Below are 26,596 nucleotides of genomic sequence, written 5' to 3' on the forward strand. Positions count from 1 at the left end.
GGAATTGTTGATATTGCTTTTATTTGAAGAATAGGAGGGCCGTATAGGTCTTGATATTTGTAAGTCCTGATTAAAAAATTTAAAAGAATCTGGTTCAATCCACTCACCCTTTTAGTGGGGGTATTGGATTTGAACTCCAAATGCTGATCTGAGGATTTTAAAGTTTTAAATTATCAATCAGAACTGCTCTCTTTAATCTGTCCGAGAATCTGTTTTCTTATCTCTTTGATCTCTTCAAGCGCCTTGTCCCTGGTATCCAGATCTCCTCTTTCATGTGCAGCCGTCGCTATATCGGTCAGCTGGATAATGAGTGAAAACGTTTCACCGTCTTCAAGGATCTTTTTTGAGATCATATATGCTTGAATTATTTGCCCTTTTAAAGTTTATATAATAAATGGTAATGGCTTATTTTATTGGAATTTGGTCTCAATCAGGGTTTTTGCGAATTTATCCGTAAAATAAGCATGAGTATATCCGGCGAGAATATTATTGGTATAGATCCCGTCTTTTCCGTCTTCTATTCCCCTGCCTCTCTTCAGTTTTAGCGCATATTTAACATCCTCAAGTCCGGTCAGTCTTGTATAATGGAATTCATGCCCCCTGTAGCATGTGCCTTTGGGTATTATGCAGTCTGAAACAGTACATTCGGCATCGACATATCCGAGTGCCTGGAACCTGTCCATCTTTATGGTCTCTGCGGGAATAAGCCCGCACATCTTTGATTTTTTGCCGTCGATCTCTATTCTTTCTGTGAGATATGTCAGGCCGCCGCATTCTGCATATACAGGCATTCCGGAGTCTGCAGCCTTTTTAACATCTTCCCTGCATTTCGATCCCTCAAGCTCTTCTCCGAAAAGTTCCGGATAGCCCCCGCCGAAATAAAGTGCGTCGACATCAGGCAGCCTGCCGGATATAGGGCTGAAGAAGATCAGTTCTGCCCCGTTACGCCTTAGAAGATCGAAATTATCCGCATAATAAAAGTTGAACGCCCTGTCATAGGCAACCCCGATCCTTATTTTACAGTCCCCGGATGCTTTTTCCCCGTCGGTTTCTTTATAATCGAAATTGCTTTTTGCATCTTCAATTATTTCATCTATGTTACAGTTATCCTCCAGCACATCTCCGAACTCCGAGATCGAACTGGTCTCATAGGCCATCTGTATTCCGAGGTGACGGCTTTCCACACTTTTCCCTTTCTCGAACGGAATCCACCCGTATGCTTTTTTGACAACCGAACATTCGATCATCTCCCTGTGGCGGGGGCTTCCGATCCGGTTGTAGATGACTCCGGTGATATCTATGTTCCTGTCAAAGATATCAAAGCCCTTCACAACCGCGTTTATGCTCCTTGAGCTTCCTTTCGTATCGGCAACAAGGACAACGGGGCAACCGAGTATCTTCGAGACATGTGCAGTGCTTCCGTAATCTTCGCCTTCAAGCCCGTCATAAAGGCCCATTACACCCTCTATTACAGCTATGTCGGCTCCTTCACATGCCCTGACAAATGTATCGATTACCCCGTCTTCCTCCATCATGAACGGATCGAGGTTTCTTGAGTGCCGTCCGCATATCGCAGTGTGATGTGTGGGATCGATGAAGTCAGGACCCACCTTGAATGGCTGTACCCTAAGTCCTCTCTTTACAAGTGCAGACATAAGAGCACCTGCAATTGTGGTTTTTCCGCATCCGCTGTGGGTGCCTGCAATAATTATGGCGGGGATCATTAGGATCAGTTATCGCCGGTATGGTATTATTCTTTTGTGTTTTTTGCATAATTAACTGATTTTGGGTTTTTTGAGGATTCCTAAAAAAGTAAAAATAAATAGTTTTAGACCTAACTATTTTTTGTTAGATCCAATTTAATTGGGTTTGGTAATTTATTATTGAGGAGGTAATGAAAAATGCATATTATGGAGGGTTTTCTTCCAAGTCCCTGGTGGGAGATTTGGTGGATTATTGCACTTCCGTGTTTAATATACGGTTGCTATAAACTGAAGAAACTGATGGAGGAGAATCGCGAGGTTCTTCCGCTTCTAGGAGTCGCAGGAGGTTTCATATTCGTTCTTTCGGCTCTTAAGTTACCGTCCGTTACAGGTAGTTGTTCGCATCCTACCGGAACCGCACTCTCGGCGATATCGTTCGGCCCGTGGATTACAACCGTGCTCGGTTTTATCGTTCTGCTCTTCCAGGCGCTCTTCCTTGCACATGGTGGTATCACAACACTCGGCGCCAACATGTTCTCGATGGCAATTGTAGGTCCGTTTGTCGGTTACTGGGTATTCAAAGGTCTTGACAAGATTAACTTCAACTTCTTTGCTAACGTGTTCGTTGCCGCATTCCTGTGCGATCTCGTCACTTACTGTGTAACATCGCTTGAGCTTGCACTTGCATTCCCGGCGACCGCCGGAGGACTCCTGGCATCCTTCGCAGCTTTCCTTGGTGTCTTTGCAATTACCCAGGTTCCGCTTGCGATTGTCGAAGGTTTCGTGTTCGTGGTTATCTTCAAGTACATCATCATACTCAAGCCCGAGCTTCTGGTTAAGATGAAAGTCATGACCCAGGAGAAGATGGACAAAGTTAAGGGAGGAATTGAAGAATGAAATATCTTTACGAGACAATTGCAGTGATCGCGATTATCGTTTTCATTGGCATATTCCTGTATACGGATACCATGGTTCAGGCTTCGGGCGAGGAAGGCTGGGCAGGAACCGACGGCGTAGGGTCGGAAATGATCGAGGCTCAGGGATATGTGCCCTGGATAGATAACTCCGACTACACGTTCACTCCTCCGTCAGGAGAGATCGAATCCTGTCTCTTCGCACTTCAGGCTACATTCGGCGGTCTTTTGATCGGCTGGATATTCGGCTCGTGGTACACAGAGAGAAAAATTAAAAAGACTACAAATTAACTATTTTTAGAATTGTGAACTGATGTATTACGAATTGTTGGAAGATATAGCGCAGGAAAGTCGTATAAGGGATGTAAATCCTGCAGTTAAACTGGTGCTGGGTCTCGGTTGCATACTTATCTGCATATCTTCCAACAGCTTTCTGACTCCGCTTTTAATAGCAGTGGCGATAAGCCTTGTTACGATATTCATCGGCGGTATAAGTCCGCGTTTTTACCTGAAGCTGCTCCTGATCCCTCTGGGATTCGCAATTTTCAGTGTCATCGTGATAATTTTTCTTAGAAACAGCGGCGATGTAGTTTTTTCATACAACCTGTTCGGGGTGCTCAACCTGACTGCGACGAAAGGGAGCCTGAACGAGGGCATTCTTGTATTCTCCCGCGTCTTCGGTGGAATGTGTTCGCTGTTTTTCATCTCGCTGACTACCCCGACGACAGAGACTTTTACTCTCGCGAAGAAATGCAGGGTTCCGGATTTTCTCCTCGAACTTTCGATGCTCATCTACAGGTTCATTTTCATCCTGATCGAGCAGGCGGAGATGATACACAGTGCACAGGTCATGCGGCTGGCTTATGGGAGGAGAAAGGGTTCGGTCAACTCTTTCGGGATGATGGCGGGAGCTCTTTTCATCAACTCATGGGACGCGGGGGAGAGGCTTATCGGTGCAATGGATGCAAGGTGTTATAACGGCAAATTTTCGATCATGGGAGAACAGAGTAGTTTCTTCTGTCCTGCTTTACTGCTGTCGGTGATCTTCCTGTCCGTTTTCGTCGTGGTGATGATAATGACGAACAATATTAATTTTTACGGAGGCATTATCCAGTGAAAAGTATCATCCGGTTAAAAGATGTTGAATTCAGCTATCCCAACGGCCAGAAGGCGCTTAAGGGAATCAATTTGGAGATCTTTGAAGGAGAAAAGATCGCCCTCGTAGGATCGAACGGTGCAGGAAAATCGACACTCCTCCTTATGCTGAACGGAATGCTGAAGCCTGGTTCCGGGACTGTCTTTTTTAAGGGCGAACCTGTTTCATATACCCGCAATAAATTAAGGGACCTGAGAAAAAACGTCGGTTTTGTATTCCAGAATCCTGATCACCAGATAATTGCCCCGACTGTATTCCAGGATGTTGCATTCGGCCCGGTGAATCTTGACTATGAGGAGGACGAGATAAAACAGGCTGTTTCCGAGGCGCTGATGTACGTGGATCTTTCAGGCTTCGAGCGCCGTCCTCCACATCAGCTTTCCGGGGGAGAGAAGAAGAAGGTGGCGATAGCCGGTATTCTGGCTATGAACCCCGACGTGCTTGTATTCGATGAGCCGACAAGCGCCCTCGATCCCGCAAGCTCCGAAGGCATCATGGAGCTGCTCGACGAACTGAACCATGAAGGAAAGACCACCATAATTTCGACCCATGACGTCGAACTGGCATATCCGTGGGCCGACAGGATCATCCTGATGAACGACGGCATGATACTAAGTTGTAGTAATCCTTCCGGCGCCTTCTCCGATGAAAAGATACTGCGGGATGCAAAATTATCGAGACCTGTCCTGCTCGAACTTTATCATTCCCTGTTCGAGATGGATATGCTTCCCGAAGCGGAGAGCCCCCCGAAATCTGTTCTTGATTTTGTTCATCTGGTGGAGAGAGAGAACGGTGCAAATGATAAAGGCAAAAGCGAAAGGTGCGGTTCCATATATCTGGTCGATGCAGACAGGCTTGGCGACAGATCCCTGAAGGAGTGTCTCGAATCACTCACGGTCGATTTTGTCGGTGCGATGGGTTCTTACGCCAAGAAGAAGGCTGAAACCGACGGGATCGATCTGAATTTCACATACGGTGTCATCGATAAATGCCTGCTAAAGGCAATATCCGGGCAGAACAGTATGATTATTACAACCGGTGGGATGATCAAAAGAGTAATTGATCGTGTCAATGGGTTCTGTGAGGAGAGCGGGAAACAGGTCGATGTCGTTTCTATGGACGAATTTGTGGGACTGTCTTGATTTTACCGGTTGGGTATAAGCCCCTGACGGGGCAACCCGGACGCAGTTTGCTCCGCAAAACTGCGTAAAGATGATAACCCGGCCTGGACGCTACCCCTCCGGGTAGCCTCGGCCGGGAATTAAATAAGTCAGAATATTTATCATTTTTTTTGAAGAAGATCTCTGGAGCCGGAGGGATGCTTGTCCATCCCGAAGGTGACTTATCACAATTTGCGAAAGTTTGCGCAGCAAACTGAGCACCGGGCTGCCCCGAAGGGGCTTATGCCCTTATTATTCACAGAACATTAAAGGAAAAAACCGGGCTTATGCCCAAAAAAATTCTCAAAAATTTCGTGAAAAATGATCTGATGAGGGGCTTAAGCCCCTAAAGTCACAAAATGATATCTTAAAAATCCCCGACAAAAAGAACGAACAACCCCGTCCGCGGAGAAGGAGGATTCCTGACATCCCCTTTCTGAATGTTCTCGTCCGGGTACCCGAGCCGTTCGCAGACAGCGATTTTGCAATCCGGAGATCCAACCAACAGCCTCTCTGCAAGTTTTTCAGTACTGAACTCCGGGTCTGCAATTATGAATACGATCTTTCCTCTTGAAATGTCAAAGCAGATCTCATCGAACGCCTTTTCGTGATCCTTCGCATGAGCGTTTACGATAGTCGTCTTTGTCATCGGGATCTTCAGTTTTGCACAGGCGTACTGGTACGATGAAATCCCCGACACTATCTCACCGTCAAGATACCCGAGACCCGCGAGCATCGGATCTCCTGTCGAAAGGATCACCGCATTGTCGGGTAGCGTCCTGAGGCTCTTGTAATCCGAGATTATCCGGGCATCGCACTCTTTTCCTATATGGGCAGATGCCAGTTCCAATGCTCTTTCCGAGCCGTAGATAAGATCAGCACTCTCAATGGCACTGATGGCTTCTTCCGTGAGCATCCCCGGTCCGCATCCAACCCCTACAATCTTCATCCTGAATCTCCGATAATTTCACCGTTGCGCCCGATGATCATGACTCTCATACCAGGCATCTTCTTCTTATAATCATTAAGATTTTCTTTGAGAATCGATTCCCATCTCTCCGACATTGTCAGCTCCTCAACAGTCTTGTATCCCGTTCCGTCAAGAATCTCCGGATTGATGAACTTGAGGATGAGCGCCGGGAGCCCGCAGAGTATTGCCCTGCCCATCGCTGCCTCGATCGCTCTTCCCATGAATTTCCCGACAAGAACCACTTCGTTGTCAGGGAAGAGCATCCTCGAGTACCTGAGGCCCGTTCTTCCGGTCGTCAGGACCGGGGTGTCAGTATTTTTGATTCTGTCGAATACGTCTTCCGAGAGGTGATCGGCCCAGGGTTCAACAAGTCCGGTAGACCCGAGAACCGAAACACCACCCATCACCCCTACCTTCGGGTTGAGAGTCTGTTCGCCGATCTCTTTTCCTTTCGGAATGCTGAGTTCGACGGAGACACCGTTAAGGTTCAGGACCTCTGCCGCCTCTCCTATCGATCGGAGGATCGCATTCATTGCCGGATGGCTTATCGCAGGATCGCCTTTTTTGTATCTCGGGGTCTCCCTCTCGAAACGTCCGATCCCTTCTCCGGCGGTAAAATCAATTCCTGATCCGGTCTCAACGGCTTTGGCAGAAAACTGAAGGCCGGATGTTATATCGTTTTTGTAATCCCCGGAATATTTGTATGCAGTCCCTGTCCCGTCTTTTCCTTCGGCCTTTACTCCAAAACGGAGATTGCACGACAGCAGAATATCGACTTCCGATACAGGCGTTCTGAGGGACAGAACTGCCGCTTTGCATGCGGCGGCAGCGGTAGTTCCCGTAGTAAATCCTCTTTTAAGTATCTCTCCCGTCGAGGTAAGTATGGCAAGACCCCTTCTGACAAGTTCCAGGGCCTCTTCATCTCTGCAAAGCCTGACCCAGTCTTCGGGGTACTCAAAACCGGTTACGGGATCAATTACCTTCATCAGATCTGCTGTTTTTCAATAAACATCGTGATAATCTCGTTCATCGAGGCAACCGCAGGAGGAGTTCCTCCACGTGTTCCCCTGTTCGAGACGGACGGAACGTCTTTTGTACGAAGTAGCTCCTTGGATTCCTTTGCATTCACAAATCCCACAGGCGTCCCGATAACAAGTGCCGGCTTTATGCCCTTGTCGATAAAGTCGCAGACCATAAGCAGGGCCGAAGGTGCGTTGCCTATTACGATAATCGAGCCCTCGATTTTGTCTTTCAATGCGATAAAGCCCGCAGAACTCCTGGTAATCTCTTTGTTTTTGGAAACTTCGGATTCATAATCCAGTACACACAGGACTTCCGAGTTATGCTCTTTCTTTCTGATTCCAGTCTGGACCATCCTGATGTCGGTGATGATCGGTGCCCCGGATTCGAGAGCCTTAAGACCGGCATCGATCGGATTATTTTTAAAGGCCATCAGATCGGCCATGATGAAATCCCCGACCGCGATTGCGCATCTCTGGCGTATCCTGTCCTCAGGCGTTTCGTCTCCAACTACCATCCTTGCAAGGCCCCTGCTCGTCGACGAGATCTGGTAGCCTTCTTTTGTGTCCGCTCCCGGATCAATATACGTATTTCCTGTCATAACCCCTCGGAGTAATCATAATATCTTTACCGCATACATCCTGTATACGGGTTTCTTCACCGCCGATGATCACTATAGAACTCATGTCCACAAAGCTGTCGTCGTCGAAGAGCGATTTCAGCGTGAAAAATCTTTTATCCTCGTTCTCCCTGTATGCATTTTTGACAACGGCAACAGGCGTCTCTTCTTTTTTATATTTCAGGGCGATCGATAAGGCCAGAGAAAGATTAGCGGGCCTTCCTCTGCTTTTCGGGTTGTAGAGCGCAACCGGAATTCCCATCTGAAATGCGAGGTCAAGCCTCTTTTCAATAATCTCCAGCGGAGTCAGGAGATCGGAGAGGGATATCGTGACATAGTCCCCCGAGAGTGGGGATCCGGCAAGAGAAGCTGCTGCAGTCGCGGCAGTAACACCGGGTACGACCTCGTAGTCGATACACGAATCCTCGTGAGCGATTACCTCAAGGACGATGCTTGCCATACCATAGATTCCGGGATCGCCCCCGCTGACCATACAGACTTTCCTTGTTTCTGCAAGCTCGACGCATCTCTTTGCCCGGTCTACCTCTTTGCCCATCGAGCTTCGAATAACTTCCTTGCCTTCGATGTATTCCGGGATATGATCAAGGTAAAAGTCGTTCCCGATAATAATATCAGATTCCCTGATCGCTTCTATTGCCCTTCCGGTAAGCTGTGTGTTCTTACCCGGGCCTGTTCCGACAATGAATAATTTTCCTTTGTTATCGTTACCTGATGACTGCAACTGTTACTCCTCCGTATTTTCGTTTGTTCATTATGATCTCCTTTCTCTTCGACAATGCAAGAGCCGCAGGTTCAGCAACCCCGGGAAGGCCGAGTTTGTCCTGTGCTCTTGACGGCGATTCGGGATTCTGTTCTTTCAGTGTTTCATCGTCCAGGAAGATCAGGTTTCCGTTAATCTCCCCGATCGCATCGATCAGGCCCTTTTCGTTCTTCTTGAGGCATGTCGTTGCATATGCCAGAACCTCTTCTCTCCCGATTCCTGCATCGGACAATGCGGAGTCGATCGCCCGGAGGACTTCCTCCTTCGAAATTCCCTTTCGGCACCCGACACCCACTATATATTCCCCTTTTTCAAGCAGGACCGATACACCCGGGGGAACAATTGCAATGGCCGGCGGCTCTATGATCTGAATGGTCGTCTTTCCGTCAAGGATGGATGAGTTGACCGCCCGTGTAGAGTCCTTGTTGATTATCTCAAGACCTCTCTCATCCGCGATTCCTTCGACAGAAGGGAGACCACGGGTCTCCGTCGCGGTAGTAATCACCGGATGGACACCATATTTCCCGAGCTCCCTTGCCAGCTCGTTTCCGCCGTGATGTCCGCCGATTACCGGAATTGCGTATCTCAGGTCCGGGCTGACTACGACAATGCACGGGTCGGTCCACTTGTCCTCAAGGTACGGGGCTGCAGCCCTGACTGCTATTCCTGCGGACATTACTGCAGCTATTCTTTTGTACCTGCTGAAAATATCGCCGAAAGTTTCCTTTGAATAAAGCTCGAAGTCTGCATTCAGCTTCTCTGCCAGCTCCTTTGCCCCCGGAGCAAACTTATTCAGGGAGATTACGACAGTATCCTTCATCCGTACAGGTGCGAATTTACGTATTCAGGTCCCGAGGCATTCACAACCTCGCCGATTATAATGAGGGCCGTCTTCTCTATTCCGGCTTCCCGTGCCTTTTGTGCAATATCGGAGACAGTACCTCTTACGATCTTTTCATCAGGCCATGTTGTATGATAGACGACTGCGGCAGGAGTATCGGGAGGACATTCAACCTTTTCGAATATCTCCTCCATATGCTCAGTGCCAAGGAAGATCACCATCGTCTGACCGAGTCTCGACATCTCCGCGATCTGGTCCGTATCGAGTGTTTTCCCTGCAGGCCGTGTAATGATTACGGATTCGGAGACTCCCTTGAGTGTATACTGGATGCCGAGCGAGGCTGCTGCACCGAACATCGAAGATACCCCGGGTACCCTTTCGGTCTCAATCCCGGCTTTTTTCAGGATCTCGACCTGCTCTATTATCGCCCCGTAGAGGGCGGGATCGCCGGAATGAAGTCTCACGACAGTCTTTCCTTCCTTTGCCGCCCTTATCATGATCTCGGTCATGACCTCAAGCTTCATGCCCCAGCTGTCGTATTTCTCCGGTGCCGGGCATTCGTCGACAAGCTGCGAGTTCACGAGCGAACCTGCATAAATCAGGAGATCGGCATTGTCCAGCAGTTCTTTTCCTTTAACTGTAATAAGGCCGGGATCTCCGCATCCCGCACCAACGATATAGATCTTCGGCATTTTCTTCACTTTTCCGTGTTTTCGCTTTTTCTTATTTACTTCCCTGCAAACAGTACGCTAAAATAGGCGCTTTCTTCCGGTAGATTGTCGTTCCTGTAGATCTTCTGGCCGCTCATGTACATCCTCTCGGCAAGGATGAAATTGCTGTAACCTTCCTTTTTCAGTTCTTCGGCCTTCTGCCGGGGCTTTCTCACCTTAAGCAGGATCCTGCAGTCCGTCTCCGATCCGTCCGAGATCTCGATTCCTCCGTTTATATAGATCCCGGCGGCAGAGGCCAGTGCCGTAATCGAACTTACACCGGGGACCGTTTCGTATTCGATCTCCGGGTATTTTTCGTCAAGGACACTGCAAAGTCTTCCGAAGGTTCCGTAGAAATTCGGGTCCCCGAGTATGCAGAATACCGCAAGGCCGTTCTTTGCCACGGGAGCGATCTTATCCGCATTCTCCTCGATGCATCTTTTGATGTATTCCTGGTCGTCTGTCATGGGAAACGAGAGCACCACCGGGTCCTTCCTGTAAGGGGATATTATCTCCTTTGCGACCTTTCCGGGGACAAAGACCTGGTCCGCTTCCTGTATCAGCCGTACGGCCTTTACAGTAAGAAGTTCGGGATCTCCGGGGCCGATACCTACCGCAACGAGCATCTATGCCACCTCCCCGACAATGATGTATACCGGGTTTATCGGTTTGAACATGATATCGCCCACAAGTTCGTATGACCGGGAAACCTGAACATGCACGACTTCCCTGAAAATTCCAAGCTCTTTCATCTTATTTATGGTCCTTGAAACAGTATCGAGGAGGACTGCGTTTACTACAATTCTTCCGGATACAACAGATTTAAGTTTTTCAAGAATAATCTCGATATTTCCGGACCCCCCGAGAAATGCACAGTCGAGAGCTCCTATATCGTCCAGGGCGGCGGACGCCTCCCCGTGTATAAGGATAATATTCTCCCTTCCTGCCTTTTCGATCTCCGATTTTGCGTAATCTACAGCTTCGGCTCTTCTGTCTATTGCATAAACGGTGCTGCACTTTTTCGATGCTTCAATAGATATCTTCGCAGTGCCGCATCCGATATCGGCCATAACATCTCCGTCTTCAATATTGAGCTTTTGGAGAGAAACTGCCATTATTTCGTCCTGGGTCGGTCCGCCTTTGAGTCCCATTGATAATATATTATCGGCCTGAATGGGTTAAATTGTTGGCTTTCGTGTGAAGACCCCGGTGACGTGATATAATTACTTTTTGCAATTCTAACAATTGGTAAAGGTTAAAGGCATTATCTGATGTATAATATAAGAATGATCGTAATTCGTAGGGAGATTTGCGGATACTGCGGAGCCTGTGTTTCAGTCTGTCCTGAAGCTGCGCTGGAACTTGTAGATGCATATCTTGAAATCGATACGGAAAAATGCAAAAACTGCAGGATCTGCGTAAGGGTCTGCCCTCTTGGTGCACTGGGGGTTTCGGATGAAGAGTGAATATGATATCCTGGTGATTGGCGGGGGACCCGGCGGTGCGCTCGCTGCAAAAACCGCAGTCGAATCCGGACTTACCGCCTGTATTATCGAAAAAAGACCGGCAATCGGTGCACCTGTCAGGTGTGCGGAGGGTATCGGGGAGGATTTGATCTCGGAATTTTTCGATGAGGTAGATCCCAAATGGATCTCGGCAAAGATCGAGCGGGCCAAGATCATCGCTCCCGATGGATCTTCATTCTACCTTGACCCTGCAATGGCAGGCAATGAAGTGGGATATGTCCTTGATCGCAAATTTTTCGATCGCGATCTCGTCTGGCAGGCTGTCGATGCGGGTGCCGAATGCTATGTAAGGGCCCGTGCTGTGGATGCGATTGTCGAGGACGGCTATGTTAAGGGCGCTGTCATCGAATACGGGGGAGAAAGATACGAAGTTCGTGCGAAGGTCGTAATTGCGGCCGACGGCGTGGAATCGAAGTTCTCAAGGTACTGCGGGATCGATACGACCGTTCCGCTGAGAGAGCTTGAGACCTGTGCCCAGTATCTCATGACCAATATCGACATCGAGCCCGGCGTAACTGTCTTCTACGTCGGAAGAGATGTGGCTCCCGAGGGCTACATCTGGATATTTCCGAAGGGCGAGAGATCTGCGAATGTCGGCATAGGCATCTCGGGGACCCAGTCCAAGGATGGGAAGAGGGCGAAGGACTACCTCGACAAATATGTAGCGGAGAACTTCCCCGAAGGAAAAGTCATCGAGCTGATAATAGGCGGTGTCTCTGTCTGCGAACCCCTTGAGTGTACTGTTGCAAACGGACTTGTGGTCGTCGGGGATGCGGCAAGGCTCAGCGATCCCATAACAGGCGGCGGCATATACAACGCAATGTATTCGGGTAAACTTGCAGCAGAGGTTGCGGCGGAATGCATTGAGAACAATGACTGGAGCAGGGATGCCCTTATGGAATATGACGAAATCTGGCGTGAATCAAGGATGGGCAAGGCTCTCCAGCGCAATTACCAGATTAAGGAGATCTTTGTAAAACTTGACGATGAGCAGCTCAATGCAATCCTGAATTCGGTCAACAATCTCGCGATGAAGGAGTTTTCGACACTCACCCTGATCAAGGAACTGATGAGGCTCAATCCCAAGGTGCTCAAGGATCTTAAAGGGCTTAAGAAATATTTTGAATAAAAACCTGAAACATATTTTTCTATTCTGTAATTATCGGGCACGGCAGCGATCTCAATTGATAAAAATTAGGACGTAACCGGATGTATATTTTAATAAATGATCGTTATTCGCAGGGAGATTTGCGGAGACTGTGGGATTTATATAAAGGTCTGTCCTCCCTGTGCGTTGGGTGTGTCGAATGAAGAATGAATATGATGTCCTTGTAATAGGCGGGGGGCCCGGCGGTGCACTTGCGGCAAAGGTCGCTGCAGGCTCGGGGCTTTCGGTCTGTATAGTAGAAAAGAGGCCGGCAATAGGTACTCCCGTGAGGTGTGCGGAAGGTATCGAGGCGAGTGTGCTCCCGGAATTTTTCAATGAAATGGACCCCAAATGGATCTCTGCAAAGATCAGGCGGGCGAAGATCGTAGCTCCAGACGGTTCTTCATTCTACCTCCGTCCGGCCGTGTCGGGCGATGAGGTCGGATATATCCTCGATCGCAAGTTCTTCGATCGCGATTTAGTCCGGCAGGCTGTCGATGCGGGAGCAGAATGCTACATAAAGGCCCGTGCTGTGAACGCCATCGTAGAAGACGGATATTTGAAGGGTGCGGTCCTCGAATATGGGGGAGAGAGATCCGAAGTTCGTGCAAAGGTTGTCATTGCTGCCGACGGCGTTGAATCCAAGTTCTCCAGGTACTGCGGGATTGATTCTACGGTCCCTCTAAACGGAATTAAGACCTGCGCACAGTACCTTATGACCGATATCGATATCGAACCCGGGGTGATTGTTTTCTCTGTAGGGAGAGATGCGGCGCCGGAGGGCTATGCCTGGATATTCCCGAAGGGCGAAAGATCTGCAAATGTAGGTGTTTGTATCCCGGGGAACCGATCCGGTGACGGGAAGAGGGCGAGAGATTACCTCGACAAATATGTAGCAGAGCACTTCCCTGAAGGAAAGGCCCTCGAGTTGATGACCGGGGGTATCCCGGTATGCGAACCCCTTGAGTGCACTGTTGCAAACGGGCTTATAGTCGTCGGGGATGCGGCAAGGCTGAGTTATCCCTTCAGTGGCGGGGGCATATACAATGCGATGTATTCGGGGAAGCTTGCAGGGGAAATCGCCGTGGAATGTATCGCAAAGAATGACTGGAGCAGGAGTGCTCTCATGAAATATGATAAAACCTGGCGTGAATCAAAGCTTGGCGGCGTCATCAGGCATAGCTACCAGATTAAGGAGATCTTTGTAAAACTTGACGACAACCAGCTAAATGCAATCCTGAATTCCATCAGCAATATTATAGTGAAGGAGCTCTCGACGTTTTCACTGGTTAGAGAACTGGTGAAACTTGATCCGGGGATCTTCAGTCCTAAGATCCTAAAAGATCTTGCCTGGCTGAAAAACAATGCTCTTAATTTATAGATAGAATTGACGGAATCCCTGAAAATTTTTTTGTTTGATATCTTATTGGTATTATTTCGAGGCTTTCAGCTGCTTGTTGAGGATCTTCATGCATTTTTCTTCTGAGTCTTTCTTGGTGAACACGATAATCGTGTCTTCCGGCTGAATGGTAATCGTGCCGCTCGGAATAATCAGGCCCTTCCCGTCCCTTTTTATCGCGATAAAGACGAAATCCTTGACCTCGAGCTCTTTTATTTCGTGATCGACGAACGGTGCGTTCCTTTCGACGGTAATCTCGAATATCGTTCCGCCGGGTATTGACGCGAGCTGCTGCATGTCAGGGTTTTCCGACCAGTAGTAGAGCCTGTTTGCGACAAGTTCGTCGGGGTTTTCGCTGATTATAACGCCGACTTCCTTGAACAACTCCGAGTGCTCGATCTCGTTTACGATGGAGATCAGGCTCTTTACATTGAATCTCTTGGCCAGCCAGCATGTCATGAGATTTACGGCATCGTCGCTGGTGGTGGTTACGACCGCATCGGCACGGTCGATTCCCGCATCTTCCAGGATTGCCCTGTTCGTTGAATTACCTGTAATTGCCAGGACATCGTAATGCTCGAGAATTTCGTTGCATCTCTCCTCGTCTTTATCGATTACGACGACGCTGTCGCCGTGCTCGGCTGCTGTTGCGACAAGGTTTTTCCCGATTCCGCCAAGGCCGATAATTATGATATACATCTCAATTCACATATTCTCCGTGACCATAGATATAATCTATGAAATCAAATATTACTATTTAAGTGATTTGTGGGATAGATGAAGCCGGAAAAGGTTCGGTATTGGGTCCGATGGTAATCGGCGGAGTTGCAGGAAAAGATCTCTCAGAGTTCGTGAAGAAGGGTTTTGCCGATTCGAAGACTCTCTCCCCCCGGCGGCGCGAGCAGTTTTACGAAGAGATTGTTGCGGAGTTTAAAACAACGACGGTCGTTCTGTCTGCGGCGATGATAGACGAACTCCGTTCTTCCATGACAATGAACGAGATTGTGGCCAGATCGCATGCACGTGCGATTACGGATCTCATGCCCGATACGGCATATGTCGACGCCTGCGATGTAAACGAGGTGAGGTACGCGGAGACGATCTCGGGCTTCCTGAAGAACGACATTACCATAGTGTCGAAGCATAAGGCGGACGATCTCTATGCAGTCGTGAGTGCGGCCAGCATAGTTGCCAAGGTTACCCGTGACAGGATGATCGAAGATCTGAAATCCCAATGGGGTAATATCGGCAGCGGCTACCCGTCCGATCCCGATACCATTGCCTTCCTTAAGCGTTATATCGAAGAAAGAGAGGAGCCCCCGTCAATAGCACGAATGAGCTGGAAGACGATTTCGAATATGATGGCTAAAAAAAACCAGAAGAAATTGTTTGAGTTCTGATTTCGGATGAATTATTTACAGTACATTTAGCGAGCTTGCCGAGTTTCGCCGCTCGGGGGACACTCGTCTGTCCCCTGAGTGGCTATCGCCATTGAGAGGCCCCGAGGTCGGGGCCGATCCGCGGGCCGCCCGGCAGGCCCGCGGCGAGGGGTTGCCAACGCTGTGTTTCAGGATATTTGTTCGGGATACTGCAACTTTATAGATCATTATAATAAAAACGTTTATGAAACAAAGGTTTCATGGACTGTTTCATGTAAATCACAACGTGATTTTCATGTAAATCAACAAAAATCACTGATGAGTATAGAATGTCCGAAGATTTGAGTAGTAAAGGACCGGTGAAGAAGATCGTCTGGGAAAAACAGATCCCATTGTTTTCAAACACTGTAGTCCTAAAACAGCTCGCAATGGTTATCATTATTCCGGCATTTTTTTTAATGATCTTCCTGATTGTCCTCGACACGGATATGATCGTGGAGGCATTTATGGTATTCGTTCTCCTGCTTGGAATATTTGCAGTACTTTCCGTTGTTGCGATGGGGATGATCCATGCTGCAACAAGGGGCGGCCTGTCTGCGACCTTCAGCCTTGACGATAAAGGAATGTACTATGATGCCTGCAAAAACTCCAGGGCTCTTAATAAGATTACGATGACGGGCGGAATCCTGGCGGGCTCCCCGGCGCTTCTCGGCGGGAGCATGATCAATATTTCAAGGGAATCGGAATCGATGGCATGGGGCGACGTTAAAAAGATCACAGCCTACGATTCCCAGAAGACGATAGTCGCGTACAGAAAGTCCCTGATAAGCCCGGTAGGTCTCTTCTGCACCGATGAAAATTATGAAGAAGTGCTGGATTTCATCAGATCGCGTCTTCCGGAGGGCATTGCCCTGAAAAGGGCGTGAACATTAAAATCGAGGCTTCGTAAAAATATATTTTATTCAAAGTTTCAGTAAAGTTGCCTCAGTTACTGGTTTAATTAAATCATAATTATTTCTCTCAATTTCAGTTGGTATTTTGTTTGGTAATGGGAAATGGCTATTGCTATCATATTCTGTACAGCAGTAAAATCGTTTTTCGTCTAATACATAATTATGAAAATTTGTCAGAATGTAGTCAAAACCGTCTGTAGCAAAATATGAACAAAAGTCAGGAAAACCTATCAATAATAAGCAAGGGTAGCCAGAATTTTCATTTATTTCTTTTAATCTGTTGATGTCTTTCTGGGTAAATACTTTTTCTTTTATAGCTGCAAACATTCTAACTTGTGGTAACCAAAACTGAGTGTACAATTTGTTGACTACGTTTTCATCCCTTTCAGATATGTATTCATATGTTATTCCTGCAGTTTTAAAATAAACTGCCCAACGTGCTTCTATTTCACTATTGAAACTATGATTATCATATTCGATCATAAAATCTAATTATCTTGGGAGAGCATAAAGCTAACATTCAGCAACAAAAAACACAACAAAATGATCTTTTTCACAATCCTATGTTTTAGATTTCCATGATTAGATCAAAGAAAGATAAAATGTAGCTTTTGAATAATAACCAGTCTATACATGACAAAATAGGGATAATTTTTTAACTATCTCTTTGAATATTTGCCGGGTGTATCTTTTAGCTAAACTATTTCAGAATATAATTAAAACATAGATGGGAAGATGAGCGACCTGATAACACTTAACTGGATATTCATAATTTTATTCATTGTGGCGCTGTATCTTGCAGTGATCTCATATATCAAATCAAATAACTTGTGGGAGAAGCATATCACTTTCTTCGGGCCTTTTCTCGCGTTGAAGACCGATAATGTCCGTTTTTTGGACTGGTTCAGGAACTATTCCGGTTTCTTCAGGATATACGGAACGATTGGTGCTGTTGTTGTTGCGGTGGTCTCCGTATTCTTCTCGGTACTGATGATCTTTTCATTCCTGTTCTACCTGAGGGAGACTCCTCCCAACACCGAGATATTCCATGCCACAAATCTTCTCGCGATCCCGGGAGTAAACGACTTCATCCCCTTAACCTTCGCTGTTATATTCGGGCTTGTCTTTGCAATGGCGATCCACGAACTCGGCCACGGCATCCTTGCCCGTGTCGAGGATATGAGGGTGAAGAGCACAGGACTGCTCTTCTTCATCATTCCGATAGGGGCGTTTGTCGAACCGGACGAGGAGGATGTCGAGAAAGCGAGGGGAATGCCGAAGATACGAATGTATGGGGCAGGTATCACCAATAATCTCGTAGTATCTCTTATATGCCTCGTCCTGCTTGCAGGTCTTGTAGGTATGCTTACTCCTTCGGATTCGGCATACATATACGGCGTTCATACCGGGTATCCGGCATATAACGCATCTATTCCTCCCGATTCGCTGATCCTTGCGATCGACGGTGAGACCGTCTCCAGCTACATGGATGTAAGCAGGGTCCTGAACGGTACGAGTCCGGGCGATACGATCTCCATGACGGTCCTGAATTCAGGGGAAGAGTCGTTATACAATATTACTCTCTCAGAATGGCCCGAGGGTTCGGGTGCAAAAGATTCGGGATTCATGGGAATCTCGTATTATAACAACCAGGTAATCACCGATACCTTCGGTACATATACCCTCAGTCCACTCGGGCCGATGTTCCTGAGCTACATCCCGATCAACGTATTCATGGGCGACGATACCTCGGGTCTTGGTTTCCTCCTGATAGACAGGCCGTACCAGGTTGCATGGAACGAGCCTTTCCCCGGCTACTTCCAGGTAATACAGGTTGTATTCTGGCTGTTCTGGTGGAATTTCGTTCTCGGAACATTCAACGCCCTTCCGCTCGTCCCACTCGACGGCGGTTATATTCTTCGCGAGGCTGCCGACAGGTTTGCGGAGAGGATCGGAAGGCCGTCTCTCGGAAAGGTCATCTCGGGTGCTGTAATATTTATCGTGCTCTTCGCACTGATCGGAACGATATTCATCGGTGTCCTGGCGGATGCAGGGATCTCGTTTACGGGATGATTTGAAAAGATCCTTTTTTTCAATATTTTCATTCGATCCGATTAAGGATGATAAAAAATCTGAAGATATTTTGGCCTTGTCTTTTGTGCCGTATTTTTAGCAAACCTGTGAATGCCGATTCACTCTTCGGGCACCGAGGAAGGAACGGAGAAGTGGATCTGTTCGATGAGCCACCTGTCGGAGATCTTTCGCAGGGCCATCGTCGACCTGCCGTCGATCGTATGCGTCTCCGATCCCGGGATAGTGAAATCGACCGAGTTCAGGGTCATGACCCAAGCCACCGGGCCTTCGCCGTCGATCTGGATTCCGGTGAACTTCATTGCATTGACAGCCGCCTGGCTCATATCGCGTTTGAACTGCCGGGCAAGAGCTTCGTGGCCGATGAAGTCCTCGTCCGCCCCGCTGCCGAACCCGCGGACTTCAGGGGAAAAAACTGCCATAACTCCTTCGATGTCATTTTCCTGGAAAGCCGTGGAATAGGTGTCCATTACAGCATGAATTTCCGCGTTCTGTTTTTCAGTTAAGCTCATGACAGGTGGTTATGTGGATTGGTTGTATTTGGTTTTTTTCTTCTGTCTATCTTTTGCCCTGTGATAAAACCCGTGAAGAGAAACCAAAAGAAATCCTGTCAATCGGTGATATTTTCAGATCTAAACGTGTTATAGGCAATTAATGAATTGTCTCTGATATTAAAAGCCGGAATTCCCTGGTTTATTAAACGGATGGAAAAGAACATGTTTTCAATAATTGAAGTAATGTAATCTTTTTTAAATTCATCATGGCTATATCCGTCAACTTTTTTTGATAAATACTTGTAATAATGATCCAGCAACGGCAATGCATCCTTTTTATCGGGAGCGATATGATATGCCACAAGCATTGCAAGATCATCTGTACAAAGACCCATTCTTACAGCTTCAAAATCTATAAATTTTACAGACTGATCTACCGGTGATATGAAAGTGTTGCCGGGATGCAGATCGCCGTGGATAATTGTTACATTTTTACCCGAATGGAATCTTTCACTTATGACATTTGGATAATTATCCCTGAGATAAGAAATTGCATCATCAAAGCATTGTAAATCGGAGGGATTTATCCGATCCTTATATTTAGCTTTATATTGAAGGTAGTTTTTTTCCAAACCCCTCAGATGCACATGAAAATTTTCCAGATGCCAGGGAAGCCCGATCTTCCTGAAGGCATCTTCATTCTCCCAAAATTCTGCATGGAATCGTGCAGCCGCTCCAAGACAGGAAATGTAATTTGATCTTACGAATTTGCCGTTTTTCGTCTCTTCATCAAACGCAGATCCCTGAATAAATCCGGTATTCAGGTCTTCTGTCAGCATGACACCCCTGTCCGGATCTAAATGATATATCCGTGGTATCGGCAGGTTAGATCTTCGTCGCAGCAGATCTGTTTTCCTGATTTCCTCTTTAGTAATGAGAAGTGCTTTTTCGATGAGATAATATGCTTTGCCGTCTGAAGTGACGGTTATCGGGGTATTAAGCGACCTGCCGGTCTTTCTTGGTTTTAAACGCTCAATCCTGGCATTATCAGAGTTAAATGAAGGATCTGCCTTTGAAAGGATTTCGGTTATTTCATCATTATGCAAACCAGCATTGTTTCTTTCCATGTTCATAGCCCAAATTTTATTATCTTTATGTTATTTGTTCAGATTTTATTTCAAATTCATTTATCCATTTGAAACAGGAAGATCAATAGATTTTATGGGATTTGGATCACTATTCCGTAATAAACTCCATCCGGGTATAGAGAATCCCGGATATTGCCATCTCTACCAGGCCGGGATTTTCATTTTTTTCTTGGAAAAAAGATGGATTTGAATATTTTTTCAAGGCCATTGCCATTCTGTTATGGAGGCAATAATTTGAAGAGTTTCGTTATTGGACAAATCTTCCAGCGTTTCAAGATTACCATTCTCATCACGGACAGCCCTTAAATTCTGTCCGTCGCTGTCCGCAGGATTATAGAATGTAGTAACACCTTCATCATACAACAGATGAACGGGCTTTTGCCGGTAAGTCCATGTTTTGGTTGCTTCGTCATAGGATACCCCGACAGAAACATAGGCCGATAAACTATCGTCTTTCCAGTCGGGATCATAGGAATAGGAGCCGCTACCACTTCCAGCTACAGCATTCATAGCATTTTGCGCCTCCAGAATTCTTTGTGTCCTGCTGTCGAACTCGGCCTCTGATAAGACTTCAATTCCTGTCAGTCTGTAATTGGCATCCCGGACAGCTTTCAAATCTACTTCTCCGTCCGTATATGAGAATCCGTTGAGATTTCCTTCCGCATCAATCGTATCGATGAAATATCTCACCGGAATATTGTTGTAGTAAAACCGGTCCCTGTCTGCATCATAGGTCAGACCGTATTGTTCGTAGATGGAATATTTTCCGGCAATTTGCTCCTTTCTCTGCTGTTCGATCTTCTCCTTTTCAGCCGGGTTTACAGTATCATCAGTTTCAATAGCGTTTCCCTTAGTGGTATATTGTTTATCCACTCCGGTCAGCATTCCATTTTCATCATATATCGTATGAATAATGATTTCACAATCATAACCGTCGGCAGATTCATAGCTGAATATTCCACCGTCTTTCTTTTCGTCAATAAACTGTTTTACCAACTGACCATTATAATAGACATTGCCAAGGCCGCTTCCCTGCTGCTGTTCTTTGTATTCAATTCCATAATTCTTATACTTAGAAAATCTCTGCGCAAATGTTTCACCTTGTGTTCCTGGTACACCTTCCATTGTGTATGTGACTGCATCCGAAGATCCCTTTAAATCGGACAAATTTCTGTTTTCAAATTCTTCCTGGCTGTATTTTACAATTCCTGTTAATTCGCCAAATTGATTTACACTACCATCACCATTGTCTATAACTTTTCTTATCGTATGCACGTCAACAGTGCCATCTCTATTAAGATATTTGTAATGGGCGCTTGACATGGTATCACCTAATTCTACACCATCCCAGAAATATCTGACAAGTTCATTATTAAAGCGCATCTTGTTGTTTTCATCAAATGAAATGCCATACTCACCGTATTTGGATAACAGTTCCTGTTCCGCCGTTATGTTTCTCTCTATCTGTGAACTATCCTCCGCAGTAATCACATATGTTGTTTGTATTTCAGAAGCAACTGTGACAGCAGCACTGGTGGCAAATACGGTTGTCATCCCAACGATCAAAAGTACTGCCAGGAGAACACCATACTTTGTTTTCTCTCTCATTTTCATAATTGACACTATCCTTTTTTCGATTGCATTTTTGCTGAAATTGTTGCATAAAGGCGTCAGTCTGCTTTTCCTCTCTTCCATTGCGATAAGGGCACGGGCATATGCTGATCTTTTACTTTCTCCAAACATCCTCACGACCGCTTCGTCGCATGCAAGCTCGAGATCGCGGTTGGCGAGGATGTACATGATCCATACCAGCGGGTTGAACCAGTGGACACTGAGTGCGGCTGCCAGTATACATTTTACCAGTGTATCGAATCGCCTGATGTGCGTGTACTCATGAGCGAGAATATATCCAAGTTTTTCTTCGTCGCTGTAGTCCGTCGTTTTCGGCAGCAGAATTACAGGCTTAATCGTTCCGTATGTCAGCGGAGCGGAGATCGTATCAAGTTGTTTGATTTGTATATGCCGTCGCGTTGGATTCTCCAGCTGCCAACTTTTTATGAATTCGTTTTCGACAGGAAGCGCTGTCCTGTATTCCCCGAGGTATCTCAGGTGTGTAAAGACGAAGTAGATGGCACATACGATCATGCCGGCAAGCCATACAAGGACCAGCGGCGATACGGTCGCAGACAAATTCGCAACGCCTGCGTGTGCTTCGAAGGCAGGAACGGGCGATGGTATTATTGCTTCACCCGTAGAGATCGTAGAAGTGCCCGCCGGATTTGTAATCGTGCTTCCCGCCCGTTCTGCCAGCGTGTAGATGCTAACTGGTGACGGTACGGAGAAAGGAACAAGAAGGCGGCACAGAACAACGGCCCACAAAACTGAAAAGGTCATCTTCGGTACCCTGTGTAGGAATAGGGCACGGATGATTATGACCGCAAGGATGAGGACTGATGCGGAGAATGTCATGTCAGCTATCGACGTATCATCACCTCATTCAAGGCTGTTGACAATTTGTTTCAGGCGCTCGATCTCGGGCCCCGAGAGATTTTTGTTCTCAAGTATCGAGGCGACAAGCTGATCGGCAGCACCGTCGTACATCCTGTTGATAAGTTCGTTAGTTTCAAATTCCTGAACGTCTTCCCTTGTTATAAGCGGACGGCAGACGAAATTTGGATCTCTGCGTTCGATCGCTCCTTTTTCCAGGCATTTTTTTACGACCGTATAAGTAGTGGTCTTACTCCATCCAACCTGTTCGTTCAGGATCACGGCGATCTCTTTTGCGGTGGTTTCCCCCTCCTTCCAGAGAACATCCATGACTCTCAATTCAGAATCGAATAGCTTAATTCCCGTTTTCATGTGTTCCTCCTTCTTAAGTTGAGACTGACAGCAATAGAACTCTGCAACTCTGTTCTATTGCAATAGAATACAATGATCATAACCTTATTTATTATTTTGGACGGACCCGGAAGGTACGATCCGGTGATCAGGATGCGGCCTGAAAACCTGCAATTCGGGCTTCTTTTTGGTTTTTACAAGGGGTTTTGGAGATCAAAAATAAATAACGCCAATATGGTGTTTTTACGGCGATTAAAGCATGGATCGCATCGATATAACGGCACGAGAAAGACCTGTTTTTTTCAGACGATGTTTACTATGGATCGAGTGGATATAGTCCATTCTGGGGCTTCTGTGTGGATGCTAAAATCGGCGATTTGGTCGTATTTTTGGAGTATTTAAGCTTAACTTTATCATTTTTGCAGTTCAGGTAGCTGTCCGCCTGAGAAATATTTCTAAAATATTTTTATTGTCGGTTTCGTTATTAGTAGCTCAAAATAATTTTGCAGGAACAAAATTTCACTATTTTTGACAACCCCTCGCCGCGAACCGCACAGCAGGTTCGCGGATCGGCCCCGACCTCGGGGCCTCTCATTGCGATAAGCCACTCAGGGGATAGACGGGTATCCCCTGAGTGGCGGGACGCGGGAACTCATGGCGTTGTACAGAACGGAATGTATTATAGCAAACTAAATTCAACAGCCCGGGGGACCCTTGCCGGTCCCCGGGCGTGCCGTGAGAAGATTATCTTAGGGCAAGGCCCCTAGGGAGGGGCCGTCCGGCGGCCTGGCCGCCGGTGCCGGGGTTGCCGGATAAGATCTGTAAACAATAAAGCAGTTCAACGTATTTTACGAGGCAAAAAAAGATTAAGATTTATTTTCTTCCGGTTTATCCGACCCTACAGGATCTCCCGGTTCAGGTGCAACATCGGTCCCGATATCTTTGATCGTGCTCTCGATTGTCTTTACAAATTCGGTCGCGTCTTCCACCTCGACATCCGAAGGCGGCTTTCCGAGGATCGAGTCGTCGAGTTTGTACTCCTTCCACGTTTCGTCCGTGAACTCTTCCTCTTCCGCTCCAAGGAACTTTGCGCTCTGCTTGATCAGTCCCGATAGTTCGAACGGGAAGATGATCTTCGTAGCCTGCCCGTCTGACATCTGCTTGAGAGCGTCGAGGGAGAGAACCGTAATTGCCTTCTTGTCGAGCGGTCGAGATCCCAATGAAAGTATCCTGAGTCCCTGTGCCTGTCCCTGTGCCTCGAGTATTTTTGATTTTCTCTCTCCTTCCGCACGAAGGATCTTGCTCTGCCGTTCTCCTTCAGCCTCGAGGATCATCGACTGGCGCTTACCTTCCGCGCTCAGAATGGCTGCCCTCTTCTCGCCGTCTGCTCTCAGAATTGCGGCTCTCCTCTCTCTTTCAGCAGCAGTCTGCTCGGTCATTGCCTGCTTGACTGCCCCGACCGGATCGACTTCCCTGATCTCGACCCTTTCTACTTTGACTCCCCACTGGTCGGTCTCCCTGTCCAAAGAGTCTCTCAGCCTGTTGTTGATAAGCTCCCTGTTGTAGAGAATCTCATCGAGTTCGAGATCGCCGATAATTCCCCTGAGGCTTGTCTGTGCAAGCGCGACGGTTGCCATCTTATAATTGGATACTTCGAAGACTGACTTCTCGGGGTCGACGACCCTGACATATACTATAGCGTCGACATTTGTCGGCGAATTGTCCTTTGTTATTACTTCCTGCTGCGGGACATCCATAACCTGGGTCCTCAGGTCGACCTTTATCACTTCGGTGATAAACGGAATAACCCACCTGAACCCCGGGTTGAGCCGGCCGATATACTGGCCCAGTCTTATCTGTAGTGCCTGTTCGTACGGCTGAATTATTACTACTCCTTTTGCTGCAATCAGGATGATTACAAGTGCGAATATGATTATGAACAATAAATTATCAAGCATCTAATTTTCCTCTTCAACTATCACGTGCACTCCTTCCGAGGAGATTACACGGACTTTTTTTCCTTTTTCGATTATATTCTCCCTGCTTTTTGCGCTCCATTCAACGTTGTCGATCTCGACCTTCCCGGAGATTGAGTCGGGTATTACAGTCTCCCTCACAATACCGGTTTTTCCCGTGAGCGAGTCCCTGCTTATCGTTATCGGAACAACTCCTTCAGGGGTAAGATGGCTGTATATCCATATGGAGATGGCGCTGGAGACAATTACGATTATAATTCCTATAATAATAATCATCGACGACTGGAAGATTCCCGGAAAAAGCAGGGCGATTATCCCGAGAATAATCAGTGTGGTTCCGGGGACCGCAAGAAAAAAACCCGGATTATAGGCTTCGATCAAAAGTAATATAAGGCCTATCGCAATGATGGTCCATCCAATGACGCTAATGTCAATCATTATCAACAGATAATGTATTAGCAGGATATATTAAGTATCGTCCTGCTCCGTTTTACTTCACAAGACAGGCGATCCTCGATCCTTTCGGGATGCCGATATCCTCTGCGATCGGCTCGCATTTGACCATCATAAGATAAGCCACAGGGGGAAGACGGTGCGTCTTTTTAAGTTCGCTGAGAGATTCGTAATTCGCCATGCCCTTCGAGATTATGAGATCCGCATTCCCGATCTCTTCTTCGAGTTCCTCCGGGATCAACGAGAGGTTTACCCCGAGTTCGGCGATCTCTTCCGTATTTGTCAGGACTTTGTCTGCAATTTTGTCCAGGCCGAGTTCAATGGCATCTTTCATTGTCGCATCGTTGATTATCGGGTTTCTCCTGACAACGACTACAACTCTTGCGCCGTTTTCCTTGAGATATTTTATAAGAAGCCTGTCGAAGACAATCTCGCCCGAGTTGTCGCAGAGGTATAATATATTCCTGCAGAGAGGTTCGAAATCCGCAATGTTCTCTACAGTAAAACCCTTTGAAAATTCCTCCCGGAAGAACTCATAGAGATTGCCCGTTACCTCATGCTCCAGCGAACCGTAGTCCAGGGTGTTTCCTATGGATGCAGCCAGACAATAGTCGTGCAATGTAACAAGTTCTTTCTCAATTTTTTCCTCGAGTTCAAGGGCGTCTTTGTTGTTCATCTCCTTGATCTTCCTGTAAGGATCGGGATTGCCCAGAATACTGCACGCGTGGCGGTGGAGTGCGCTCGAGATTTCGGGTGCGGGTCCTGCATCTTTTTTTGCTTCGGACACCATTTTTCTGCAATCTTCAACCGCCTGCCTGATGATATTTTCATCATCGGTAACAAGCCTGCATTCATATTCTATCCTCCCCAGCAGGCATTCGGAGCATCTCTCTGACATCAGCATGTAATTCACTTGTTCTATTGAATTGTACGTATCATAAAATCTCTGCAATAATCGGCTAAAAAAACGAATGGGGCCACTGCGATTCGAACGCAGGTCAGAAGACCCCCAGTCTCCTAGGATGGTCCAAGCTACCCTATGGCCCCTTAATCTTTGACAGTATATATTAGATGAAACTCTTTATTTAACTTATCTTTTCGTTTCAGAAGAAAATTAAATTTTATTTTTCTTGAAGTCGTTTACATTCTTTGTAAGCGCTTCGATCTCCCCACAGGTTACGGTCATCGTATTGTTCAGCTCATCAACTTCATCCAGAAGCTGATAGATTCTCCTCTGCATCAGGTAGAGCAGAAACAGCAGAAATACAATTACGATACCGAAAAGAATGATCAGGTACGAAACAAACTCAAACTCCAT

At 46.9% G+C, this 26,596-nt stretch carries 30 protein-coding genes and 1 tRNA gene; 10 read left to right on the forward strand and 21 right to left on the reverse strand.

Annotated features, from left to right (window positions below):
- Nucleotides 1-173: 173 nt before the first annotated feature.
- Both METPAY_RS07670 and METPAY_RS07675 read right to left on the reverse strand, forming a co-directional pair.
- Nucleotides 174-353 carry a hypothetical protein gene (locus tag METPAY_RS07670; protein ID WP_048150957.1) on the reverse strand — a complete coding sequence of 60 codons (180 nt, stop codon included), beginning with the start codon at nucleotides 351-353 and terminating at the stop codon, nucleotides 174-176.
- 57 nt (nucleotides 354-410) lie between these two features.
- The gene (locus tag METPAY_RS07675; protein WP_048150959.1) at nucleotides 411-1,724 is read right to left on the reverse strand and encodes a cobyrinate a,c-diamide synthase; all 1,314 of its coding nucleotides are present in this window, start codon (nucleotides 1,722-1,724) and stop codon (nucleotides 411-413) included.
- 177 nt (nucleotides 1,725-1,901) lie between these two features.
- Between METPAY_RS07675 and METPAY_RS07680 the strand changes: the two genes are divergently transcribed.
- The 4 genes from METPAY_RS07680 to METPAY_RS07695 are packed head-to-tail and all read left to right on the forward strand — an operon-like array spanning nucleotide 1,902 to nucleotide 4,915.
- The gene (locus METPAY_RS07680; protein WP_048150962.1) at nucleotides 1,902-2,600 is read left to right on the forward strand and encodes an energy-coupling factor ABC transporter permease; all 699 of its coding nucleotides are present in this window, start codon (nucleotides 1,902-1,904) and stop codon (nucleotides 2,598-2,600) included.
- A complete protein-coding gene (locus METPAY_RS07685; protein WP_013329694.1) occupies nucleotides 2,597-2,908 on the forward strand; it encodes an energy-coupling factor ABC transporter substrate-binding protein in 312 nt (103 codons plus the stop codon). Before METPAY_RS07680 ends, METPAY_RS07685 begins: the two co-directional genes overlap by 4 nt.
- Before the next feature lie 34 nt (nucleotides 2,909-2,942).
- Nucleotides 2,943-3,734: a cobalt ECF transporter T component CbiQ gene (gene cbiQ / locus METPAY_RS07690; protein WP_245611566.1), complete on the forward strand. Its 792-nt coding sequence runs from the start codon at nucleotides 2,943-2,945 to the stop codon at nucleotides 3,732-3,734.
- A complete protein-coding gene (locus METPAY_RS07695) occupies nucleotides 3,731-4,915 on the forward strand; it encodes an energy-coupling factor ABC transporter ATP-binding protein (protein ID WP_048150969.1) in 1,185 nt (394 codons plus the stop codon). Before cbiQ ends, METPAY_RS07695 begins: the two co-directional genes overlap by 4 nt.
- Nucleotides 4,916-5,300: 385 nt before the next feature.
- On the opposite strand, the gene METPAY_RS07700 is transcribed toward METPAY_RS07695, so the two are convergent.
- Genes METPAY_RS07700 through cbiT form a run of 8 tightly spaced genes read right to left on the reverse strand, consistent with a single transcriptional unit; the run spans nucleotide 5,301 to nucleotide 11,049 of the window.
- Entirely contained in the window at nucleotides 5,301-5,882 is a 582-nt protein-coding gene (locus METPAY_RS07700; RefSeq protein ID WP_048150972.1) for a cobalt-precorrin-7 (C(5))-methyltransferase, read from the reverse strand.
- Nucleotides 5,879-6,889 (reverse strand): cobalt-precorrin-5B (C(1))-methyltransferase, encoded by a 1,011-nt coding sequence (locus METPAY_RS07705; RefSeq protein ID WP_048150976.1) that lies wholly within the window; start codon nucleotides 6,887-6,889, stop codon nucleotides 5,879-5,881. Before METPAY_RS07705 ends, METPAY_RS07700 begins: the two co-directional genes overlap by 4 nt.
- Entirely contained in the window at nucleotides 6,889-7,524 is a 636-nt protein-coding gene (locus tag METPAY_RS07710; protein WP_048150977.1) for a precorrin-8X methylmutase, read from the reverse strand. Before METPAY_RS07710 ends, METPAY_RS07705 begins: the two co-directional genes overlap by 1 nt.
- The gene (cobJ, locus tag METPAY_RS07715) at nucleotides 7,502-8,284 is read right to left on the reverse strand and encodes a precorrin-3B C(17)-methyltransferase (RefSeq protein WP_048150980.1); all 783 of its coding nucleotides are present in this window, start codon (nucleotides 8,282-8,284) and stop codon (nucleotides 7,502-7,504) included. The genes METPAY_RS07710 and cobJ overlap by 23 nt, the downstream gene beginning before the upstream one ends.
- On the reverse strand, nucleotides 8,268-9,143 hold the full coding sequence (gene cbiG / locus METPAY_RS07720; RefSeq protein WP_048150982.1) for a cobalt-precorrin 5A hydrolase: 876 nt from the start codon (nucleotides 9,141-9,143) through the stop codon (nucleotides 8,268-8,270). Before cbiG ends, cobJ begins: the two co-directional genes overlap by 17 nt.
- A complete protein-coding gene (locus METPAY_RS07725; RefSeq protein ID WP_048150985.1) occupies nucleotides 9,140-9,856 on the reverse strand; it encodes a cobalt-precorrin-4/precorrin-4 C(11)-methyltransferase in 717 nt (238 codons plus the stop codon). The genes cbiG and METPAY_RS07725 overlap by 4 nt, the downstream gene beginning before the upstream one ends.
- 35 nt (nucleotides 9,857-9,891) lie before the next feature.
- Nucleotides 9,892-10,500 carry a cobalt-factor II C(20)-methyltransferase gene (locus METPAY_RS07730; RefSeq protein WP_048150988.1) on the reverse strand — a complete coding sequence of 203 codons (609 nt, stop codon included), beginning with the start codon at nucleotides 10,498-10,500 and terminating at the stop codon, nucleotides 9,892-9,894.
- A complete protein-coding gene (gene cbiT, locus METPAY_RS07735; RefSeq protein WP_281174094.1) occupies nucleotides 10,501-11,049 on the reverse strand; it encodes a precorrin-6Y C5,15-methyltransferase (decarboxylating) subunit CbiT in 549 nt (182 codons plus the stop codon).
- Between the two features lie 111 nt (nucleotides 11,050-11,160).
- On the opposite strand from cbiT, the gene METPAY_RS07740 reads away from it, so the two are divergent.
- From METPAY_RS07740 to METPAY_RS07750, 3 genes are all read left to right on the forward strand, one after another.
- On the forward strand, nucleotides 11,161-11,340 hold the full coding sequence (locus METPAY_RS07740; RefSeq protein ID WP_048151145.1) for a 4Fe-4S binding protein: 180 nt from the start codon (nucleotides 11,161-11,163) through the stop codon (nucleotides 11,338-11,340).
- Nucleotides 11,330-12,529, forward strand: coding sequence for an NAD(P)/FAD-dependent oxidoreductase (locus METPAY_RS07745; RefSeq protein ID WP_048150994.1), 1,200 nt, complete (start codon nucleotides 11,330-11,332; stop codon nucleotides 12,527-12,529). Before METPAY_RS07740 ends, METPAY_RS07745 begins: the two co-directional genes overlap by 11 nt.
- 178 nt (nucleotides 12,530-12,707) lie before the next feature.
- Nucleotides 12,708-13,928: an NAD(P)/FAD-dependent oxidoreductase gene (locus tag METPAY_RS07750; protein WP_048150997.1), complete on the forward strand. Its 1,221-nt coding sequence runs from the start codon at nucleotides 12,708-12,710 to the stop codon at nucleotides 13,926-13,928.
- Nucleotides 13,929-13,979: 51 nt separating this feature from the next.
- Here the strand turns inward: METPAY_RS07750 and METPAY_RS07755 are convergent, their stop codons facing one another.
- Nucleotides 13,980-14,645, reverse strand: coding sequence for a potassium channel family protein (locus METPAY_RS07755; RefSeq protein ID WP_048151000.1), 666 nt, complete (start codon nucleotides 14,643-14,645; stop codon nucleotides 13,980-13,982).
- 62 nt (nucleotides 14,646-14,707) lie between these two features.
- On the opposite strand from METPAY_RS07755, the gene rnhB reads away from it, so the two are divergent.
- Both rnhB and METPAY_RS07765 read left to right on the forward strand, forming a co-directional pair.
- Nucleotides 14,708-15,346 (forward strand): ribonuclease HII, encoded by a 639-nt coding sequence (gene rnhB / locus METPAY_RS07760; RefSeq protein ID WP_048151004.1) that lies wholly within the window; start codon nucleotides 14,708-14,710, stop codon nucleotides 15,344-15,346.
- A gap of 308 nt (nucleotides 15,347-15,654) precedes the next feature.
- Entirely contained in the window at nucleotides 15,655-16,251 is a 597-nt protein-coding gene (locus METPAY_RS07765; protein WP_048151006.1) for a hypothetical protein, read from the forward strand.
- A 36-nt stretch (nucleotides 16,252-16,287) separates the two neighbouring features.
- Here METPAY_RS07765 and METPAY_RS07770 read toward each other — a convergent pair whose 3' ends face one another.
- On the reverse strand, nucleotides 16,288-16,761 hold the full coding sequence (locus tag METPAY_RS07770) for a hypothetical protein (RefSeq protein ID WP_048151009.1): 474 nt from the start codon (nucleotides 16,759-16,761) through the stop codon (nucleotides 16,288-16,290).
- Nucleotides 16,762-17,013: 252 nt separating this feature from the next.
- Here METPAY_RS07770 and METPAY_RS07775 point away from each other — a divergent pair, with 252 nt between their 5' ends.
- Entirely contained in the window at nucleotides 17,014-18,351 is a 1,338-nt protein-coding gene (locus METPAY_RS07775; RefSeq protein ID WP_048151013.1) for a site-2 protease family protein, read from the forward strand.
- A gap of 119 nt (nucleotides 18,352-18,470) precedes the next feature.
- On the opposite strand, the gene METPAY_RS07780 is transcribed toward METPAY_RS07775, so the two are convergent.
- From METPAY_RS07780 to METPAY_RS07825, 9 genes are all read right to left on the reverse strand, one after another.
- On the reverse strand, nucleotides 18,471-18,881 hold the full coding sequence (locus tag METPAY_RS07780; protein WP_048151016.1) for a nuclear transport factor 2 family protein: 411 nt from the start codon (nucleotides 18,879-18,881) through the stop codon (nucleotides 18,471-18,473).
- A gap of 98 nt (nucleotides 18,882-18,979) precedes the next feature.
- Nucleotides 18,980-19,996 (reverse strand): phosphotransferase family protein, encoded by a 1,017-nt coding sequence (locus tag METPAY_RS07785; RefSeq protein WP_048151019.1) that lies wholly within the window; start codon nucleotides 19,994-19,996, stop codon nucleotides 18,980-18,982.
- Between the two features lie 213 nt (nucleotides 19,997-20,209).
- Complete coding sequence (locus METPAY_RS14225) at nucleotides 20,210-22,480, reverse strand: M56 family metallopeptidase (protein WP_084600729.1); 2,271 nt, start codon at nucleotides 22,478-22,480, stop codon at nucleotides 20,210-20,212.
- A gap of 24 nt (nucleotides 22,481-22,504) precedes the next feature.
- Nucleotides 22,505-22,870: a BlaI/MecI/CopY family transcriptional regulator gene (locus METPAY_RS07795; RefSeq protein WP_048151022.1), complete on the reverse strand. Its 366-nt coding sequence runs from the start codon at nucleotides 22,868-22,870 to the stop codon at nucleotides 22,505-22,507.
- An 845-nt stretch (nucleotides 22,871-23,715) separates the two neighbouring features.
- On the reverse strand, nucleotides 23,716-24,807 hold the full coding sequence (locus tag METPAY_RS07805) for an SPFH domain-containing protein (RefSeq protein ID WP_048151027.1): 1,092 nt from the start codon (nucleotides 24,805-24,807) through the stop codon (nucleotides 23,716-23,718).
- The gene (locus tag METPAY_RS07810; RefSeq protein ID WP_245611568.1) at nucleotides 24,808-25,263 is read right to left on the reverse strand and encodes an NfeD family protein; all 456 of its coding nucleotides are present in this window, start codon (nucleotides 25,261-25,263) and stop codon (nucleotides 24,808-24,810) included.
- Between the two features lie 52 nt (nucleotides 25,264-25,315).
- Nucleotides 25,316-26,182: a damage-control phosphatase ARMT1 family protein gene (locus tag METPAY_RS07815; protein ID WP_048151029.1), complete on the reverse strand. Its 867-nt coding sequence runs from the start codon at nucleotides 26,180-26,182 to the stop codon at nucleotides 25,316-25,318.
- Nucleotides 26,183-26,250: 68 nt separating this feature from the next.
- Nucleotides 26,251-26,325 (reverse strand) — tRNA-Pro (locus METPAY_RS07820).
- A 67-nt stretch (nucleotides 26,326-26,392) separates the two neighbouring features.
- Nucleotides 26,393-26,596: a hypothetical protein gene (locus tag METPAY_RS07825; protein ID WP_013329672.1), complete on the reverse strand. Its 204-nt coding sequence runs from the start codon at nucleotides 26,594-26,596 to the stop codon at nucleotides 26,393-26,395.

The organism is Methanolacinia paynteri (genome assembly GCF_000784355.1).
GTDB lineage: Archaea > Halobacteriota > Methanomicrobia > Methanomicrobiales > Methanomicrobiaceae > Methanolacinia > Methanolacinia paynteri.

Coding starts and splice junctions, on each gene's coding strand:
- METPAY_RS07670 (WP_048150957.1), bottom strand. CDS start 353: ATGATCTCAAAAAAGATCCTTGAAGACGGTGAAACGTTTTCACTCATT.
- METPAY_RS07675 (WP_048150959.1), bottom strand. CDS start 1,724: ATGATCCCCGCCATAATTATTGCAGGCACCCACAGCGGATGCGGAAAA.
- METPAY_RS07680 (WP_048150962.1), top strand. CDS start 1,902: ATGCATATTATGGAGGGTTTTCTTCCAAGTCCCTGGTGGGAGATTTGG.
- METPAY_RS07685 (WP_013329694.1), top strand. CDS start 2,597: ATGAAATATCTTTACGAGACAATTGCAGTGATCGCGATTATCGTTTTC.
- METPAY_RS07700 (WP_048150972.1), bottom strand. CDS start 5,882: ATGAAGATTGTAGGGGTTGGATGCGGACCGGGGATGCTCACGGAAGAA.
- METPAY_RS07705 (WP_048150976.1), bottom strand. CDS start 6,889: ATGAAGGTAATTGATCCCGTAACCGGTTTTGAGTACCCCGAAGACTGG.
- METPAY_RS07710 (WP_048150977.1), bottom strand. CDS start 7,524: ATGACAGGAAATACGTATATTGATCCGGGAGCGGACACAAAAGAAGGC.
- cbiG (WP_048150982.1), bottom strand. CDS start 9,143: ATGAAGGATACTGTCGTAATCTCCCTGAATAAGTTTGCTCCGGGGGCA.
- METPAY_RS07725 (WP_048150985.1), bottom strand. CDS start 9,856: ATGCCGAAGATCTATATCGTTGGTGCGGGATGCGGAGATCCCGGCCTT.
- METPAY_RS07730 (WP_048150988.1), bottom strand. CDS start 10,500: ATGCTCGTTGCGGTAGGTATCGGCCCCGGAGATCCCGAACTTCTTACT.
- METPAY_RS07740 (WP_048151145.1), top strand. CDS start 11,161: ATGATCGTAATTCGTAGGGAGATTTGCGGATACTGCGGAGCCTGTGTT.
- METPAY_RS07745 (WP_048150994.1), top strand. CDS start 11,330: ATGAAGAGTGAATATGATATCCTGGTGATTGGCGGGGGACCCGGCGGT.
- METPAY_RS07750 (WP_048150997.1), top strand. CDS start 12,708: ATGAAGAATGAATATGATGTCCTTGTAATAGGCGGGGGGCCCGGCGGT.
- METPAY_RS07755 (WP_048151000.1), bottom strand. CDS start 14,645: ATGTATATCATAATTATCGGCCTTGGCGGAATCGGGAAAAACCTTGTC.
- METPAY_RS07765 (WP_048151006.1), top strand. CDS start 15,655: ATGTCCGAAGATTTGAGTAGTAAAGGACCGGTGAAGAAGATCGTCTGG.
- METPAY_RS07770 (WP_048151009.1), bottom strand. CDS start 16,761: ATGATCGAATATGATAATCATAGTTTCAATAGTGAAATAGAAGCACGT.
- METPAY_RS07775 (WP_048151013.1), top strand. CDS start 17,014: ATGAGCGACCTGATAACACTTAACTGGATATTCATAATTTTATTCATT.
- METPAY_RS07780 (WP_048151016.1), bottom strand. CDS start 18,881: ATGAGCTTAACTGAAAAACAGAACGCGGAAATTCATGCTGTAATGGAC.
- METPAY_RS07785 (WP_048151019.1), bottom strand. CDS start 19,996: ATGAACATGGAAAGAAACAATGCTGGTTTGCATAATGATGAAATAACC.
- METPAY_RS14225 (WP_084600729.1), bottom strand. CDS start 22,480: ATGACATTCTCCGCATCAGTCCTCATCCTTGCGGTCATAATCATCCGT.
- METPAY_RS07795 (WP_048151022.1), bottom strand. CDS start 22,870: ATGAAAACGGGAATTAAGCTATTCGATTCTGAATTGAGAGTCATGGAT.
- METPAY_RS07805 (WP_048151027.1), bottom strand. CDS start 24,807: ATGCTTGATAATTTATTGTTCATAATCATATTCGCACTTGTAATCATC.
- METPAY_RS07810 (WP_245611568.1), bottom strand. CDS start 25,263: ATGATTGACATTAGCGTCATTGGATGGACCATCATTGCGATAGGCCTT.
- METPAY_RS07815 (WP_048151029.1), bottom strand. CDS start 26,182: ATGCTGATGTCAGAGAGATGCTCCGAATGCCTGCTGGGGAGGATAGAA.
- METPAY_RS07825 (WP_013329672.1), bottom strand. CDS start 26,596: ATGGAGTTTGAGTTTGTTTCGTACCTGATCATTCTTTTCGGTATCGTA.